Consider the following 17,369-nt stretch of genomic DNA (forward strand, 5'->3'; position numbering starts at 1 on the left):
CTAACTCCTATCTTTAGATTGAATCACAATAGCATATCCGGATGAGACATCAATTGTAATCGGTTGGTTGATAAATTCATTGCTAGTGTATATTTGTTTTTTAAAAAATAATTGCTTCGTTAATTCGTATTTTGCTCCTATAATAGCAAGATGATTGTTATCATTTGTCATAAATGAGACATAAGTCATATTAGGAACTTTTTCAACAAGATGCTTACCCTTTGGATAAAAACAGATGTGATTTTGGGCATTACATAGAGTGATTTGTTCCATCATAGGATAAAGCTCAGGATCACTGGGTAAAAAAAGGTTGCTCAACTCATGGTCAATGCGGCCACCAAGAGCACCAAAAATCGTTACCTTTGCTTTAGGATATTGGCTAAAAATTAACTTTAAAGCCATTTCTGTATCCGTATCATTTTTTTCTGGTTTAGCAAGATAAAAATTTTGAGCTTCTTTTTTAATACAATCAAGCTCTGTCTCACTAACAGAATCAAAATCTCCAATTGCCATGTTCAAAGGAAGATTTTGTTCAAGTAGAAACAAACTACCACGATCAACGCCAACATAAAAATCAAAATCCCCTTGCCAAGTATCAATAATACCCCCTGTAAATAGAGCAATATTAGTCATTTAAAGCCTCACGTAAAGCTACAACACGGGCTTTAAAATCATCCTTAAAAAGATAAGAACCTGCCACAAAAACGTTAGCCCCAGCTGCTTTGGCTAATCTAATAGTTTCATGGTCAATCCCTCCGTCCACTTCAATATCAAAGCTTAAACCTTTAGCCTTTCTTAGTGCTGCCACTTTTTCTACCTTACTCATCATCTCAGGAATAAAGGCTTGTCCTCCAAAACCAGGATTAACTGTCATGATAAGAACTTGATCAACTAGTTCTAAAACAGATTCAATCATTTCAACAGGTGTGCCTGGATTTACCACAACCCCTGCTTTCATTCCAGCTGCTTTAATTTTTTGGAGAGCTCCGTGGATATGAGGTGTGCTTTCTACATGAATAGTCATCATGTCTGCTCCTGCTTGGGCAAACTCTTCAATATAACGTTCAGGATTAACAATCATCAAATGACAATCAAAAAACAGCTTGCTATGTTGGCGCATACTTGCAACAACACCTGCTCCAAAGGTAATATTAGGAACAAATTGACCATCCATGATATCAATATGAACATATTCCACATCGGTTTCTTCAATGCGTCTTAATTCTGAAGCAAAATTAGCGTAATCTGCAGACAATATTGATGGGGCAATTTTATATTTCACTTTGATTCCTACTTTCTTTTAATAGCTTTTTTATATGTTTCACGACGATTTTGAATTTCACTTAGCAATTGTAAGTAGCTATTATAGCGTTTTTGCCATAACTCTTCGCTTACTAAAGCATCTTTTACTGAACAACTTGGTTCATGAGTATGTGTACAACTTCTAAATTTACAGGTTAAACTGAGTTGATATATTTCTGGGAAGGCTTTATTCAAGTCTTCACTAGTTGTTATTTCGTAATCAAGTGAACTGAATCCTGGTGTATCAGCAATTTTACCATCATTAATATTATATAAACTAACTGATCTTGTAGTGTGTTTTCCTCTTCCAAGACTATCAGAAATTTTACCTGTTTCAAGTGCCAAATCAGGTGCCATTTTATTAAGTAGTGTTGACTTACCTACCCCTGTTTGCCCCATGAAAACAGTAATTTTATCTTTTAATAGCGGTAGCAATTCCTCTAACGTATATAAAAAAGGATAGCCGATTTTTTGATACTCAGTTCGCACAATATCCATTTCAGACATGTCTGATAGTAAATCGAGTTTGGTGATATAAATTATCGGTTTAATCTGTTTATATTCTAATAAAACCAAAAAACGATCCAAGAGATTGTGATTGAAATCTGGTTCTTTGCCACTCATGATCACAACAGCTTGATCAATATTAACAATAGGGGGTCTAATTAGAGCATTTTTACGCTCTAAAATCTCTAAAATATAGCCTTCTGAATTTTCTTCTGCTGAAAAAACAACTCTGTCCCCAACATATGGCGTTTGTCCTTTCTTACGAAAATTTCCTCGTGCTCTTGTTTGATACACTTGAGCGTCCGATTCAATATAGTAAAAACCTGCTAGAGATTTTATAATTTTTCCTTCCAAGTGAACTCCTTTAAAAGTGATACTTTCATTATATCAAAAAACTCAATTTGTAGCCATTATCAATAAGGAATATCTCTTTAAAAAATCAAAAAGCATAGCCTATTAAATAAACATCCAATAGACAAATGCTTTACTTCTCTTATTATTCGTAATCATCTTGAAGAAGCAATTTTAACTTCCTTGAATTTAAAGACCTTGATGTTTTAAGTGATCAGCTAATTTAGCAAATTCACTGATACTCAAGGCCTCTCCTCTAATCTTAGGAGAAATATCAGCTTCAGTTAGTGCCTTTTCTAGTGCGTCTTTAACAGCTTCACTTTTACCAAAATAATTTGTCAAATTATTCCAAAGGGTTTTCCTGCGATGTACAAAACTGGCTTTGGTCACCTTGAAAAAGAAGTCTTCATCCAAAACCGACACCAAAGGAGTTTTTCTTCGCACCATTTTCAAAATAGCAGAATCAACATTTGGAGCAGGTACAAAGACTGTCCTAGGAACAACAAAGGCAACTTTTGCTGTCATATAATATTGAACAGCAATGGATAAACTGCCATATGCCTTAGTATTAGGTTGAGCAGAAATACGATCTGCCACTTCTTTTTGCATCATGACAACAAACTCACTAAAAGGAATTTTACTAGCAATCAAATGCATGAGAATTGGTGTTGTAATATAGTAGGGTAAGTTAGCGACAACTTTAATGGGAAGATTAGGATTTTTAAAATGTTTGATTTGACTACCTAAATCTGTTTTTAAAATATCTTCATTAACAATAATCACATTGTCAAAATCTCTTAAAGTATCTGATAAGATGGGAACTAGGCGCTCATCAATCTCAAATGCCATGACTTCTGCTGCATTTTCAGCTAAAAACTCAGTTAATGCTCCAATTCCTGGACCAATTTCAATAACATTGACTCCTTCATCAATCTCTGCTGTTGCAACAATTTTTTGAAGAATATTAGTATCGGTTAAAAAATTTTGACCAAATGATTTTTTAAAAGTAAAACCATACCTCTCTAGAATGGCTCTTGTCACACTATAATCTGCTATTCTCATGTTTTTCCTTTTCATACTTTGTTATAGACTTTTCCACATCTTTCAATAAAATCCCGAAAAGTTCTAATCGTTTTAACAGTTGTTTGCCATTGCTATAGCCAACACGTAACTCTTGCCCGAGAAATTCTCTACGTCTGCGACTATCCTTTGATAAAATCAATTTGAGACGAACAAGGTCTGACATGTTAATATCGAATTGATTGTCATCATCAAACGACTGTGTTACGCCTTTTAATGCTTTTTCCAGGTCTTCAAAGCTAGCATGTTCCACCCCAAGTGAACGCCCTTTTGTTTTAGATTTTGGTCTTGCCTCACTTTGGTTTAAAAAGGCGTGTTTAAGGGTTGGTATAGCAGTCATAAGCCTTTTTCTAATTCGTTCTCCACTATAATCTGGATCGGTAAACACAATCACTCCTCGCAACTGATGCAAACGCTCAATCCTTTCAATATCATCTTCTGTTAGGGCGGATCCTTTTGTTTCATAGGTATCCACCTCATAAAAACGCCTCAAATTAACTGAGTCATCCTTACCCTCAACCACAACGACTTCTTGTATCTTAATCTTCTTAGTCAAGTTTAAATATCCTTTTAGCATTTTGATAAGAAGCATCTGCCACTTCTTCCACTGATATTCCTCTTAATTCTGCAATTTTTTCTACAATATAGCGTGTATAGGCTGGCTTGTTTTCACGACCTCTTTTTGGAACAGGTGCTAAATAAGGTGCATCTGTTTCAACTAATAGTTTATCCAAAGGAATATTTTTAGCAACTTCTTGGACATCTCTCGCTTTTTTAAAAGTAACAACACCTGAAAACGAAATCATCATCCCAAGGGCAATCAATTTTTCAGCCATTTCTAATGAACCTGAATAAGAGTGCATAATACCTCCATTTTCTCCAACACCTTCTTCCTTCAAAACTTGATAAGTGTCTTCTAGAGCGTCTCTTGTGTGAATAACAAAAGGCAACCCATGGTCTTTAGCCAGTTTAATTTGTCGTTTAAAAACAGTCCTTTGAACTTCTTTTGATGCTGTCATCCAGTGGTAATCAAGGCCAATCTCACCGACAGCGACCACTTTCTCATCTGACAAATGAGACTTCAAAAAGTCCTCAACCTCATTAGTGTATGTTCCTGCTTCTGTTGGATGCCAACCAATGGTTGAATATAAATTAGAATATTTTTTGGAAAGTTCAAGACTTCTTTCAATCGTTTCTTGATCAAATCCAACAATATTCATCTTGATGACACCGAATTCTTTGGCGAGAGCTATTTCCTCTTCTTCACGACCCAAAAAATGAGAAACATTTAAATGAGTATGGGTATCAAAAATCTTCATCATTGCTATGAAATAGGTGGTTTTTCTAGTTATGCTAAAACACCTATTTTCTTCCTTTCTAACACTTACTATAATACTTATCTATGATTGGTTTTATTTATTATATCATACTTTCTATCTTCTTTAGCTTATCTATTAAATAAGAGTTTTTCAACAAAAAAATCAACAGGCTCGAGTTCCCGCTGATTTTGTTTTCATATCTTCTGTTATTATGCAGACAATACTTTGCGTCCTTTACGACGACGGCTTGCTAATACGCGACGGCCATTTTTTGTTGCCATACGATGACGGAAACCATGCTTACGTTGACGACGAATTTTACTTGGTTGAAAAGTACGTTTCACTTTGAATACCTCCTCATTAGATTTTTGTATTCGTTTAGCCGGCTATTTCTTTGATCAGTTACTAAACATACTAAACCATTCTATAATAAATGAGAAAACTTGTCAAGCTAGCCTTTCTTTTTTTTGAGTTTATCATTGATTTCTTGCACCTGTTTTTTAGAAATTAAAAACATGATAAATGAAATGGCAAAATAAATGATGAAAAATTGGATAATAAAGCCTAAGTAAACACCGATATTTGACCCAAAATCAACCCAATGATTAAAATAATTCATGGCAAAAACGATAAGAAAAACAACCGTTAAATGACTAAGAGATTTTTGTAAAAAAGACCAGCGTTCTATCTCATAAAATAGTGATGCCAAGCCGATAAAACCACTTAAAACAACTGTTATTATTATTTGTTGAACAGTTTGTACGGGTATTTTAAAAACTAAAAGGCATAAAATGTAGATAATCATCCCAATCCCTATCCCAAAAATGTAATGTGTCCAATATTTTTTCATAATACTTCTCCTTATAAGCCTAAACGGGCTTCTAAATCTTTTAAATACCTACGACTAACAATGGTTCTAATATTTCTATCTAATCTAGCCGTCATATTCCCTGAAAAACTGGCTTCTAAATAGTTTAAATGATTGATGTTGATGATGCTTTGTTTTGAAACTTGGACAAAATCAGGATTTTTCAAGCGATCCTTAAATTTATAAAGACGGTCATTTGTGCGAAGTGTCCCTGTCATAGTTTCTAAAATGAGTTGTGTTGCGTCAACATCGACTAAAATCAATTCTTCCACTTTTAGGAGGACAATGCGATCTTCTGTTTTAACTGGAATGACATTTGGTGTGATGTCTGAAAAAAGTTCTAGATAGTGAAGCAAATCAGCCACTTCTTTATCATAGCTTGCTTTTTTGATAATAATTTCTAACTGTTTTTTTGAACGATCTTCTTCAAAGCGACAATCCATTTGCAACAACCTCCTTTTTCACTAATTTGTTTAAACTAATCAGTATAACACTAATAAAAACAACAATAATCACTAATACTATGGCATCTTCTCTAATAGTTGTCAAGTGCTCCCATTTCACTCCAATACCAAGAAATTCTCTCATTGGTTTTGTAAGACCATGAAAATGATTGTCTAAAAGAATCTGACGGTACAAGGAAGATAAGTAAAGGGCGGGTGTGTAGCTCAAAATTTTTTGAGCAAGAGTTGGTAAGACACCAATACTAATGTAAGTACCCGCTAAAAATCCAGCCAAAGTTCCTACGATATTACCCAAAACCTCCAAGGTACTACTTTTTTTAATAAAATAGAGTACTAGCATGGCCATTAACGAGCAAACAAGAAAAGTCAAACAAACGGCTAAAAACAATAAAAGCAATTTTTGAACAGACAAGATTAGTTGATAGTGGAGATAAAAAGTGACTAGACTCACTAGAGAAATAAGTAGTTGCATCACTATTCCAATCATTGTAGCACTAAAAAAATAAGAAAGTTGCAAACCAAATAATCCAATTTCAGTTAATAATAAATCCGCAAAGACTTGACGTTCTCTATCGTAGACAAAACATGAAACCGCAGATAAAGTGGTACTAATAGCAGCCGTTGCTAGAACACCTCCCATCATCCACAAGTCTAATAATTTGTCAGAGTCAGCTAGTGCAGAAAAAGCTTCTAGCAGATTATCTCGTAGAAATAAAAGATACAGTCCATAGCCGATAAGGGCTCCTAACATCGAAAAAAAGACTCTTGCTTTATTACTAAAATAAAGACTGATGTGACGTTTCATCAAAGTATATATCATTTGATCTCCTTTCCGGTCAGCGCCATAAAAGCATCACTCAAAGTGGCCTTTTGATAGTTAAAATCAAAAATATCATCCTTGTGATAACTTAAAATAGTGATAGCATCTTTTATTGTCATATCTTCAAAAACAAAAGTATCTGCCTCTATCAGCCTTGCCTTTTCAAAATGATGATGAGACTTTGGACGACAAGTAATGGTGAGACGATTTTTAGCATAAGTAGCTACCAAATCAGAGACTTTCCCTTGAGCAAGGAGTCTTCCTTCTTCCAGAATATACACCTTATCTGCTTCTTGAGCTTCTTCGAGATAATGAGTGGTTAGAAAAATGGTTAATCCTTTTTCTTTCAAACGACTCAAAAATTGCCACAAAAGTGTTCTCGTTTGTATATCTAAGCCCGTTGTCGGCTCATCTAAGAATAAAATATCTGGTTGATGAAGAAGGGCTCTGGCAATATCAACACGACGTCTTTGTCCTCCAGATAATAGACCATAGCGTTTTAACAAAAGTGGCTTTATTTCTAATAAGTCAAGTAACTCGTCATACCATTGCTTATTTTTGTGTTGATATAAGGCAAAGCGCGTTTTTAAATTTTGTGCCACAGTTAAATCACTGTCTAAAACACTCTCTTGAAAAACAACACCAACGGTCAATCCTTCTTTTTTAATCATTTGACCTGAACTAGCCTCTAAAAGACCAGTCAATAATTTCATTGTTGTTGATTTTCCTGCCCCGTTTGTTCCTAGATAGGCGACCAATTCTCCTTCAAGCAATTCAATGGTAAGATCTTTCAGTGCTTGATTTGTTCCAAACGATTTACTGAGATGATTTGTTTTGATAAGCATCGTATTTCTCCTTACAGTCTTATCATAGCAAAAAGAAAAAAACTTGACACAAGAATCAAGGTAAGTGGTCAATTTATCACGATAAGTGGTTTAAAAAAGATATTAAAAAGATTTTCAACTAAGAGAAAAGTCGTTAGAATACTCTAACGACTTTTTATTATCATTTGCTAATTATTCAACACTCATCAAGTATGGATAAACAGGTTGATCTCCTTGGTGAACTTCAATGTCTAAATCATCATAAGTTTCCTCAAGATAACTAACAATCTTGTCTGATATTTCTTTTGAACCGTCTTCACCGACGTAAATGCTAATAATCTCACTATCTTCATCAATCATCTGATTGAAAGTTTCTTTAAGAGCACTCTCCATATCAGGGTTTGAGACAACAATTTTACCATTAACCATTCCTAAAATATCATCTTTTTTAATAGCTAATCCATCAATGGTAGTATCTCTCACCGCTAAAGTCACACTACCACTAGTCACATCTGATAGACTCTCAGTCATGGCTTCAAAATTTTCTTCTAGTGAATTTGATTCATTAAAAGCTAAAAGACTGGTAAATCCTTGCGGGATAGTTTTTGTTTCAATGACTTTAGTTGGCACATCAACAACCTCAGCGGCTGTTTGAGCAGCCATAAAGATGTTCTTATTGTTAGGTAAAATAATAATGTTATCAGCATTAACTACCTCAATCGCTTTAACAATATCTTCTGTTGAAGGGTTCATTGTTTGTCCACCAGAAATGACATAATCAACACCTTGTGATTTAAAGATATTTGCTAAACCATCGCCAGCAACAACAGTAATAATACCATATGATTTACGCTCTTTTGGTTCATCATCAGTTACTTTTTGAACTTGGGTGTCATGTTGATTTCTCATATTATCAACTTTAACTTTCATCAAAGCACCATATTTGAGACCTTCCTGAATGACAAGGCCTGGGTCTTCAGTATGAACATGGACTTTGACAATCTCATCATCATTGACGACTAAAAGAGAATCACCGAGATTGCTGAGATAATTTTGAAATTCATTGTAATCAAATTCTTTCACATAGGTAGGACCTTGTTTAAGGCCAACCATTATCTCTGTACAGTAGCCATAAGTAATATCTTCAGTTGCTACATGACCAATAACAGCTTTATGATGTTCAGCGTTTATCATCTCACTCATAATAGCAGGAGTAGCCTCAAACTCTTCTGATATCATATAATCACCAGTTAAAGCTGATAAAAAACCCTCATAAATGTAAACAAGACCTTGGCCACCTGAATCAACAACACCAACTTCTTTAAGAACTGGAAGTAAATCGGGAGTCTTAGCTAAAGCGGCTTTGGCCCCATCAAGAGCAGCACGCATAACTTCAATAGCATCATCTGTTTCTTCTGATTTTTTAATAGCAGCTCTTGCCGCTCCTCGAGATACTGTTAAAATAGTCCCTTCAACAGGTTTCATAACAGCATTATAAGCGACTTCAACGCCTGATTGGAAGGCTTGCGCTAAATCTTTACCACTGAGCTCTTCTTTTCCTTTAATGCTTTGGCCAAAGCCACGAAACAATTGTGATGTAATGACTCCAGAGTTTCCTCTAGCACCCATTAAAAGACCTTTAGAGAGAATTTCTCCCACTTCACCAACTGTTTTAGCGGGTTTTCCGGCAACTTCTTTAGCACCATTTTCCATAGTCATACCCATATTAGTCCCGGTATCACCATCAGGCACTGGAAAAACATTTAATGAATTGACATATTCTGCTTGTTTGTTAAGACGAGTACTTGCGGCTTGTACCATTCCTTGGAATAAACTTGTTGTAATATTTGACACTAGTCTTCTCCTACCACCTTGATATTTTGGACATAGACATTCACCATATCCGTTGAAATTCCCAATTGGTTTTCAAGATTAAATTTAACACGTTCTTGAATATTTTTTGACACTTCACTAATTTTAACACCATAACTCATAACAGTGTAAACATCGATAGAAATGCCTTCTTCTGTTGATCTCACAACAACACCTTTTGCGTAGTTTTCTTTGCGCAAAAGAGCTTGAAAGTTATCTTTTAGTGTGCTTTTACTTGCCATTCCAACAACACCAAAAATTTCTGTTGCTGAACCGCCAACGACTGTTGCAATAACATCGTCCGACAATTCAATTTGACCATCTTTTGTATTAATTTTTACAGTCATATTTGCTACCTCAAAAGTTTTTATTACCTTATTTTATCATATTATCAAAACATTGTAAAAAATTCCTTACCTTTTCAATTATCTCATTATTTTTTTGATTTTAAGCAATATAAAAAGAGCTTGCGCCCTTTCCATGAAACAAGAAATCTTGTTTTAACGTTTCTTAAACACGTTCTACTTTTCCAGATTTAAGTGCACGAGCTGATACCCAAACTTTTTTAGGTTTACCATCAATCAAAACAGTTACTTTTTGAAGATTTGGTTTAACAGTACGTTTTGTCTGGTTCATTGCGTGTGAACGGTTGTTTCCTGATACAGTCTTACGACCCGTAAAGTAACATACTTTAGACATTTGTGTTTCCTCCTACGTAGAATATATAAGGATGTGCTAGCACCACATACCGTAGTATTATAACATAAGCTAAAAAAGATAGCAAGGACATTTTCTGAAATGTTTTCTTAAACGGCTTACAATAGATATGAGCCATCAACATAAAAAAGAACCCACCTTAAACGGTAGGCTCTTATAATAACTTATGGCTAGGCTTTGTTTAAATCAGAGTGAACATTTTCTCATACAGAATTTTATTTTTAATGTGCTGGTTGCTGTTGAGTGATACAGTGAATATTCCCTCCTCCATATGCAACCTCTTCTGTACGAACACCTATAATTTTATGCTCTGGAAACATTTTTTGTACTTGTTGAAACGCAAGCTTATCATTTTCGTCTCCATATTGAGGTAAAATGATACCACCATTTACAATGAGAAAGTTCATATAAGAGGCAATCGATACTTCTCCTTCTTCACGAGGTAAAGTACCTTGTACAAAATCAATAGTGTCAGCTCCTTTTAGATAACATGGTTTTTTTGTCAAACAAAGTTTATGAATTTTTAATTGACGTCCCTTAGCATCTGTTGCTTGTAAAAGTGTTTCATAAGCTGCTTTTGCTTCTTTATAAAATGGATGATTGACATCATCAGTGTAAATACAAGCTACTTCTCCCGGGCGAATAAAACAAGCCACATCATCAATATGACCATTTGTTTCATAAGGGTCAATACCATCTTTTATCCAGATAATTTTTTCAAGGTTGAGATGTTCTTTTAATTTTTCTTCAATTTCTTCTTTTGTCATTTCAGGATTGCGTCCCTCGCTTAGAAGACACATTTCAGTTGTAATAAGAGTTCCCTCTCCGTCTACTGTAATCGATCCTCCTTCTAAAACAAAATCTTCTGTTCTATAACTATCTACATTTTCAATTTCACAAATTTTTTGGGCCACTTGATCATCGTTTGCCCAAGGGAAATAAAGTCCGTCAAAAAGCCCTCCCCAAGCATTAAAAGTCCAATCGTTTGCTCTTATTTCTCCTTTGTCATTGATGACAAAGGTTGGACCTGAATCTCTAACCCATGAATCATCACTAGTAATTTCCACTACTCGAATATTTTCTGGCAATTGCGCACGCGCATTTTGATACTGACTAGGATTAACACACATGGTCACTGGTTCAAATTGACGAATAGCTTTTGCTACATTTACAAAAGCTTTCTGAGCCGGCTTAGCTCCTTCTCGCCAGTTATCTGTTCTTTCTGGCCAGACCATCCAAATTTGTTCTTGTTTTTCAAATTCTGCTGGCATTCTAAAGCCATCTTGTTTAGGGGTTGTCCCTTCAATACGTTTAGCCATAATGAACTCCTTTCATTTTTTAATTTTTTTTACTGTTATTATAACTTCACCTAATATAATAAAGATAAATGATCCTATTGTTATCGGTAACATAGATGTCAATGTTTCAGTGTCAAAAGATAACGGAAAAGCTGTAAAAATCAAAGAAATTAAAATGATAATCATAGGAACAATCACCATGATTTTCAACATCAAATCATTTCCACCAACTTTAAAAGGACGAGATGTATCAGGGTCAATTTTCCGCAAACGATAAAAGGCTGGAAATACTGGTACATATGAAAGTAAGAACATAACAAGATTTAATGAAAAAAAGGACCAGAATAAGTCTTGATTGGGTAAAAATGGCGCTATAATCACTACAAAACTTGCGACAAAACCATTCATAAGAGCTGCGCCGGTTGGCATATTGTCTTTTCCACTACGCTTTAAGAAGAAAGATGGCATATCGCCATTTTCCGCAGCGTAACAAGCAGTATTATTAATACCTAAAGACCATGAAATCATATTACCAAATAATGTTAACAAGAATAAAAGAGCCATTAGAATGATAAACCAGCCACTTGTGGAATTTGTTAACAATTTGAAACTGTCCATCATACCACTACTTGTTGAAATTTCATCAACAGGAATAGCTACTCCAATTCCAAAAGCAGAAAAAATATAAATTGCTGCAATAACGATACCAGCCACGATAATTGATTGTGGAATTTGTTTCTTTGGATTCTCCATATCATCTGCAAAAGTACAAATAACTTCAAACCCTAATAAGTTAAAAATGATAACAGATATGAAAGATAAACTATTCAAATCAAAGCTTGGCAACAACGATTTTAGACTCATTTCATTAGCCATTCCTTTTGTAAAAGCAACATAAAGGCCTAATAAACCCACTAGCATTGCTAAAATCATTTTTATAACAGCAGCACTATTTAATATCCATAGACTATCACTAACAGGATAAAAACTAATCCATACAATGATCCAAATAAAAATCAACTCTATCACTATTGCCCATATGGTGGAGAATTCAATACCTGTTATCGTTGTCAATAAATCAGGAACCATAACAGCTAAAGAAGCTAACCACAACGGGAAATTAATCCAATAATACCATGAAACACGTGATCCCCATCTATGACCGAATGCTTTTGTAACCCAATCATAAATTCCACCCTCACCAATATAGGTCGTTCCTAATTCTGAAGAGATTAAACCATATGGTAAAAGAAATGCAATTAAAAGAAAGAGCCACCAAAAAAACTGTGAACTCCCAATAGCTGCAACAGGCGCTGCGGCCTCAGCTACAAATACCACACAAATAACAGATAAAACTGCACTAAATAAACTAAATTTTTTCTTACCTTCCATCTTACTCATCCTTTCTGATAAGTAGGGAAGCAGGAGAACAATCTATAAAGGTTCCCCAACCTCTAATTGTTTTTTTCCTAATAAAACTTCCAAATCTACCTTTGCTTTTGCTTGTTTGTCTAAATCATATGGATTTTGCTTGTAATAATCATTTAACAAGTAAACTAATAATCCACGAATAGAAGTCAATCGATTCTCAGCTTCATCAAAACAGATAGAATTAGTACCATCCATAACTTCATCCATTACTTCTTCACCACGAGTCGCAGGCAAACAATGCATGAACTTACAATTTTTGCCAGCTTTTGCCATCATTTCAACATCAACTTGATATTTAGGGAAAAATACTCTCATACGTTCTTCTTCAGATAATTCAGATTCATAAAGACCATACCAGACATCCGTATAAAGAAAATCTGCACCTACAATAGATTCTTCATTATCAGTTACAGTATATCTTCCACCTGAAACCGCACAAATTTTATCTAATTTTCCTTTGTGCATATCATTCAATTGGAACCCTTTAGGACCAAAATGAACAAATTCCATCCCCATTTTGGTTGTGATTAGACCAAGTGAAAAACATACTTGCGTTGCATCTCCAACAAATACAACCTTGCAGTCTTCCAATTTTTTACCTTTCGGTATATTCTCCACTATTGTGCACAAATCTCCCAACTCTTGAGTTGGATGATTATAATCTGACATTCCATTAATGACTGGTACAGAAGCGTATTTAGCTAAAGCAACAATACTTTTATGTTGCTCAACCCTACTCATAATAATATCTGTTAGTCGTGATATGACTGTAGAAGTGTCCTCAATTGTTTCATGACCTCCAAGTTGAATCTGTCCCGGTGCCAAATATTGGGCGTGCCCTCCAAGTTGTGTCATCGCAGTTTCAAATGATACTCGAGTACGTGTTGAGGATTGTTGAAAAATCATCCCTAATGTTTTATTTTTCAAAAGCGGGGGATAATAACCGTTCTTGATACATGCTTTAATTTTGAGGGATAACTCTACCAGATAAAGCAATTCCTCTTTTGTATAGGTTTCTGTTGTAATATAGTCACGTTTTGTCATACTCAACGACCTCCTGCATTTGATAGTCTTACTTTATAACATATTGTATGCGTTTACAATAAGATTCATGGTATAATCTAGGATTAAATTATTTATTTTACTGAAACGATGATTTCAATAATAGTTTAATAAAAGTTTACAGAGATAACCCATGAGTTTAAAACTCTCATATATCAAATTATGTTATAATTTAAGAAAAGGTTTACGGAGGTGGAGTAAATATATGGCTGAATTAACTTATCTATACAACACTTTCATCATAATTGCTTATGTAGCAGTTTTTACACTAGCAATTGCCAAAAGTTTAAAAGAAGACAATTCTTCTAAAAAAAACTTTCATCAAATACTAGCACTCTATTTTATATTCTTTATAATTGATAATACTATTATTTCAATGACAGAGTTAATCTTCTCATTTTCGAAAGTCTATAATCAAACCTTTTCCGGTATGCCTTTTATAAAAACTATTGTTTTTACCGTCAATAATTTTTGCCAATTTTGGTTAATTCAATACATTGGAAAAACAAAACTAAGAAGCTCTCACTATGTACTGGTCATACTAATTTCATTATGGATGGCACTCTGCTCATTATTTCCAAATTCTGCCTATGCTGTATTTTTTTATTATTTTCCCAACCAATTACTCTTATTTTATACTGGAACTTTAGCTTTTAAGAATTTCAATAAAAATCAAACAGTCTTCTATTTAAATCAACTAGGATGGATTTGTATTGTCTTTGCAATTCTAATCTCCATAGAGGATTTCTTTGTTATCTTTAATATAGATAATTATCATTTTCTTAATATCAAAATACAAAATCGTAATTTTTCTGAAGATATTTTTTCTCTTTTTATTTCCGGAGAAGCATTACATTACTACTTGATAGATAAACAATATAGTTTATTTTCAAAATATCCAATAGGAAGCAAAGAATTATTTGAATCCAATGACTCTCTTAACTTATTCTTTGATAATTACCAATTAACTGATCGTGAAAAAGAAATTTGTGAGCTTATTCTTAAAGGAAAAAATAATCAAGAAATCGCACAAGAGCTTTTTTTATCTGTCGGTACCGTAAAAGCTCATATTCATAATATTTATTCAAAAATGAATATCCATACTCGAAAAGAATTCTTTGATTTAAAAGAAAATTTTTTAAAATCATATCGCAAATAATTTATTATCAATCTTTGCTATTATTAAAAAGCCTGTCATTCAATTGATGTCAGGTTTTATTTATTATTTTCTATATTTAATATTAATTCTAAAAATTTCATTATAAATAATAAAAAAGAACCCACCTTAAACGGTAGGCTCTTATAATAACTTATGGCTAGGCTTTGTTTTCTGAACCGAAAACATCGATACGTTCTTCAATAGCTTCTTGAACAGCTTTAATACCTGGTGCTAAGAATTTGCGTGGATCAAATAATTTTTTCTTGTCGTATTCTGCTGGATTAGCATTGTAGTCTGCTGCAAATTTACGAGTAGCATCTGAAAAGGCAATTTGACCTTCAGTGTTAACATTAACTTTAGCAACACCTAATTTAATTGCTTCTTTAATTTGCTCATCAGGAATCCCTGAACCACCATGTAAAACAATTGGCACACCTGGAAGAGCTTCTGTTAATTTCTTCAAGTGATCAAGGTCTAATCCTTCCCAGTTTTCTGGGTATGGTCCATGGATATTTCCAATACCTGCTGCTAAAAAGTCAATACCTGTTGCAACCATTTCTTTAGCATCTTCAACTGGAGCAAGCTCACCCTTACCAATGATACCATCTTCTTCACCACCGATAGTTCCTACTTCAGCTTCAACTGAAATACCTTTAGAATGAGCTAATGCAACTACTTCACGTGCTTTTTCTAGATTTTCTTCAATTGGTAAATGAGAACCATCAAACATGATTGATGTGTATCCTGCTTCGATAGCTTCTAGTGCATCTTCGTAGTGACCATGGTCTAAATGAATAGCTACTGGAACTGTGATGTTCATTGCTTCAACTAAGTTAGCAATAAGGTTACGAGCAACGCGATAACCACCCATGTATTTTGCAGCTCCCATAGATGTTTGGATAAGAACTGGAGCTTTTTTAGCTTCTGCGGCACGCAAGATAGCTTGTGTCCACTCAAGATTATTTGTATTAAATCCACCAACAGCATAACCGTTTTCACGTGCTGCCTTGACGAATTTTTCTGCTGAAACGATTGGCATTTTAAAAGCCTCCTCAATATTTTTTAGGATTTTTCCTATTACTCGTTCATTTTATCACATTCTCTCTAAAAACACCAGTCTTTAGAAATCAGAAAAAACGCTTTCTTAAAGGGAAAATAAAAAAAACCAGCAAAGCTGGTTCTAATTTGCGGAGAGAGGGACTTGAACCCTCACGACCTAAAGCGGTCACAGGATCCTTAGTCCTGCGCGTCTGCCAATTCCGCCATCCCCGCGATTGACAACACAGTAAATTATATCAATTTCTTTATTTTCTGTCAATATTATTTATCGTATTTCTTTAAAAAGCTAGCAATTTTTTCTTCATAGGTCTTAATGTCAGTCGAAAAGGTTTTAGCGTGGTCTGCTCCCTTAACAATATAAAGTTCTTTTGGAGCTGCAGTGGCTTCATAATTCTCATAAACCATTTCAGTAGGAACAAATTTATCCTCTGAACCATGGATAAAGAGAATTGGTCTGGTATTTTTTTCTAATTGTTTAATTGAGCTAGCTTCTCCATAGGTAAATCCTGCACGAATTTTTGACATAGCAGAAACTTGATATAGAATTGGAAAAGCTGGTAAGTTGTACATATCTTTTGCTTGATAAACTAATTCATCCCAAACACTGGTATATCCAGCATCCTCAATGATTGCCCTTACTTGTTTAGGGAGTGCCTCTTCTCCGCTAGCCATCATGACTGTAGCTCCTCCCATTGATAAACCATAGAGAATAATATGGCTGTTTGGGTTAGTCTCTACCAAAATTTCTGACCACTTAATTATATTGAAACGATCATTCCAGCCATAACCAATGATTCGTCCTCCACTGTCTCCAGAAGCAATATTATCTGGCATCAAAACATTATAGCCTAATTTGTGAAACAACCAACCATAAGCCATCATTCTTTCTTTGCTTGATGAAAAACCATGAACAATAATAACTGTTTTCTCAGTCTTTTTAGGAGCCTCTACATACCAAGCCACCTGTTTGAGTCCACCATTTGTCATTTTTAGGGTTGTCTTTTCTAAAGCTGCAAATTCTTTCTCATAAGCATAGAGAGGATCTGTTTTAGGAGTTGGCTTATTATTAATAAACGACTTTTCAGCTCTTACTTGGGCTTCATTAAAAAAATAAAAAGTTACCGCAAGAGAAATCGTACTTAAAGTACCTATAACAATAATAATGATTTTTGATAATGTTATCTTTTTCATAGTTGTTATTATAACTTATTTCAAATAAAAGATAAAGAACTCCAA

Annotated in this window: 20 protein-coding genes and 1 tRNA gene; 1 reads left to right on the forward strand and 20 read right to left on the reverse strand. The window is 34.3% G+C overall.

Annotated features, from left to right (window positions below):
- The 17 genes from A3I1_RS0105685 to ptcA all read right to left on the reverse strand — a co-directional run bounded on the left by A3I1_RS0105685 (position 1) and on the right by ptcA (position 13,897).
- Complete coding sequence (locus A3I1_RS0105685) at positions 1 to 633, reverse strand: thiamine diphosphokinase (RefSeq protein WP_018370319.1); 633 nt, start codon at positions 631 to 633, stop codon at positions 1 to 3.
- Positions 626 to 1,282 (reverse strand): ribulose-phosphate 3-epimerase, encoded by a 657-nt coding sequence (gene rpe, locus A3I1_RS0105690; protein ID WP_018370320.1) that lies wholly within the window; start codon positions 1,280 to 1,282, stop codon positions 626 to 628. The genes A3I1_RS0105685 and rpe overlap by 8 nt, the downstream gene beginning before the upstream one ends.
- A gap of 8 nt (positions 1,283 to 1,290) precedes the next feature.
- On the reverse strand, positions 1,291 to 2,163 hold the full coding sequence (gene rsgA, locus A3I1_RS0105695) for a ribosome small subunit-dependent GTPase A (protein ID WP_018370321.1): 873 nt from the start codon (positions 2,161 to 2,163) through the stop codon (positions 1,291 to 1,293).
- A gap of 186 nt (positions 2,164 to 2,349) precedes the next feature.
- Positions 2,350 to 3,222 (reverse strand): 16S rRNA (adenine(1518)-N(6)/adenine(1519)-N(6))-dimethyltransferase RsmA, encoded by an 873-nt coding sequence (gene rsmA, locus A3I1_RS0105700; protein ID WP_018370322.1) that lies wholly within the window; start codon positions 3,220 to 3,222, stop codon positions 2,350 to 2,352.
- Positions 3,203 to 3,817, reverse strand: a complete 615-nt coding sequence (rnmV, locus tag A3I1_RS0105705; protein WP_026216782.1) for a ribonuclease M5 — start codon at positions 3,815 to 3,817, stop codon at positions 3,203 to 3,205. Before rnmV ends, rsmA begins: the two co-directional genes overlap by 20 nt.
- The gene (locus A3I1_RS0105710; RefSeq protein WP_026216783.1) at positions 3,789 to 4,562 is read right to left on the reverse strand and encodes a TatD family hydrolase; all 774 of its coding nucleotides are present in this window, start codon (positions 4,560 to 4,562) and stop codon (positions 3,789 to 3,791) included. Before A3I1_RS0105710 ends, rnmV begins: the two co-directional genes overlap by 29 nt.
- Positions 4,563 to 4,768: 206 nt before the next feature.
- Entirely contained in the window at positions 4,769 to 4,903 is a 135-nt protein-coding gene (gene rpmH / locus A3I1_RS0105715) for a 50S ribosomal protein L34 (protein WP_018370325.1), read from the reverse strand.
- 107 nt (positions 4,904 to 5,010) lie between these two features.
- Complete coding sequence (locus A3I1_RS0105720; RefSeq protein ID WP_018370326.1) at positions 5,011 to 5,409, reverse strand: DUF3021 domain-containing protein; 399 nt, start codon at positions 5,407 to 5,409, stop codon at positions 5,011 to 5,013.
- An 11-nt stretch (positions 5,410 to 5,420) separates the two neighbouring features.
- A complete protein-coding gene (locus A3I1_RS0105725) occupies positions 5,421 to 5,870 on the reverse strand; it encodes a LytTR family DNA-binding domain-containing protein (RefSeq protein WP_018370327.1) in 450 nt (149 codons plus the stop codon).
- Positions 5,854 to 6,711 carry an ABC transporter permease gene (locus tag A3I1_RS0105730; protein ID WP_018370328.1) on the reverse strand — a complete coding sequence of 286 codons (858 nt, stop codon included), beginning with the start codon at positions 6,709 to 6,711 and terminating at the stop codon, positions 5,854 to 5,856. The genes A3I1_RS0105725 and A3I1_RS0105730 overlap by 17 nt, the downstream gene beginning before the upstream one ends.
- A complete protein-coding gene (locus A3I1_RS0105735; RefSeq protein ID WP_018370329.1) occupies positions 6,708 to 7,556 on the reverse strand; it encodes an ABC transporter ATP-binding protein in 849 nt (282 codons plus the stop codon). Before A3I1_RS0105735 ends, A3I1_RS0105730 begins: the two co-directional genes overlap by 4 nt.
- 171 nt (positions 7,557 to 7,727) lie before the next feature.
- Positions 7,728 to 9,389 (reverse strand): DAK2 domain-containing protein, encoded by a 1,662-nt coding sequence (locus A3I1_RS0105740; RefSeq protein WP_018370330.1) that lies wholly within the window; start codon positions 9,387 to 9,389, stop codon positions 7,728 to 7,730.
- Entirely contained in the window at positions 9,389 to 9,754 is a 366-nt protein-coding gene (locus A3I1_RS0105745; protein ID WP_018370331.1) for an Asp23/Gls24 family envelope stress response protein, read from the reverse strand. Before A3I1_RS0105745 ends, A3I1_RS0105740 begins: the two co-directional genes overlap by 1 nt.
- Positions 9,755 to 9,917: 163 nt before the next feature.
- The gene (gene rpmB / locus A3I1_RS0105750) at positions 9,918 to 10,106 is read right to left on the reverse strand and encodes a 50S ribosomal protein L28 (protein WP_018370332.1); all 189 of its coding nucleotides are present in this window, start codon (positions 10,104 to 10,106) and stop codon (positions 9,918 to 9,920) included.
- A 239-nt stretch (positions 10,107 to 10,345) separates the two neighbouring features.
- Positions 10,346 to 11,443 carry an agmatine deiminase gene (gene aguA / locus A3I1_RS0105755; RefSeq protein WP_018370333.1) on the reverse strand — a complete coding sequence of 366 codons (1,098 nt, stop codon included), beginning with the start codon at positions 11,441 to 11,443 and terminating at the stop codon, positions 10,346 to 10,348.
- 12 nt (positions 11,444 to 11,455) lie between these two features.
- Positions 11,456 to 12,814, reverse strand: coding sequence for an APC family permease (locus tag A3I1_RS0105760; protein WP_018370334.1), 1,359 nt, complete (start codon positions 12,812 to 12,814; stop codon positions 11,456 to 11,458).
- A 42-nt stretch (positions 12,815 to 12,856) separates the two neighbouring features.
- On the reverse strand, positions 12,857 to 13,897 hold the full coding sequence (gene ptcA / locus A3I1_RS0105765; protein ID WP_018370335.1) for a putrescine carbamoyltransferase: 1,041 nt from the start codon (positions 13,895 to 13,897) through the stop codon (positions 12,857 to 12,859).
- A gap of 223 nt (positions 13,898 to 14,120) precedes the next feature.
- Here ptcA and A3I1_RS0105770 point away from each other — a divergent pair, with 223 nt between their 5' ends.
- On the forward strand, positions 14,121 to 15,074 hold the full coding sequence (locus A3I1_RS0105770; RefSeq protein ID WP_018370336.1) for a helix-turn-helix transcriptional regulator: 954 nt from the start codon (positions 14,121 to 14,123) through the stop codon (positions 15,072 to 15,074).
- 157 nt (positions 15,075 to 15,231) lie between these two features.
- Here the strand turns inward: A3I1_RS0105770 and A3I1_RS0105775 are convergent, their stop codons facing one another.
- The 3 genes from A3I1_RS0105775 to A3I1_RS0105785 form a co-directional block, all read right to left on the reverse strand.
- Entirely contained in the window at positions 15,232 to 16,113 is an 882-nt protein-coding gene (locus tag A3I1_RS0105775; RefSeq protein ID WP_018370337.1) for a class II fructose-bisphosphate aldolase, read from the reverse strand.
- 147 nt (positions 16,114 to 16,260) lie between these two features.
- Positions 16,261 to 16,346, reverse strand: a tRNA-Leu gene (locus A3I1_RS0105780).
- A 48-nt stretch (positions 16,347 to 16,394) separates the two neighbouring features.
- Positions 16,395 to 17,324 (reverse strand): alpha/beta hydrolase, encoded by a 930-nt coding sequence (locus tag A3I1_RS0105785; protein ID WP_018370338.1) that lies wholly within the window; start codon positions 17,322 to 17,324, stop codon positions 16,395 to 16,397.
- Positions 17,325 to 17,369: the final 45 nt, after the last annotated feature.

The organism is Streptococcus marimammalium DSM 18627 (assembly GCF_000380045.1).
GTDB classification, from domain to species: Bacteria; Bacillota; Bacilli; order Lactobacillales; family Streptococcaceae; genus Streptococcus; species Streptococcus marimammalium.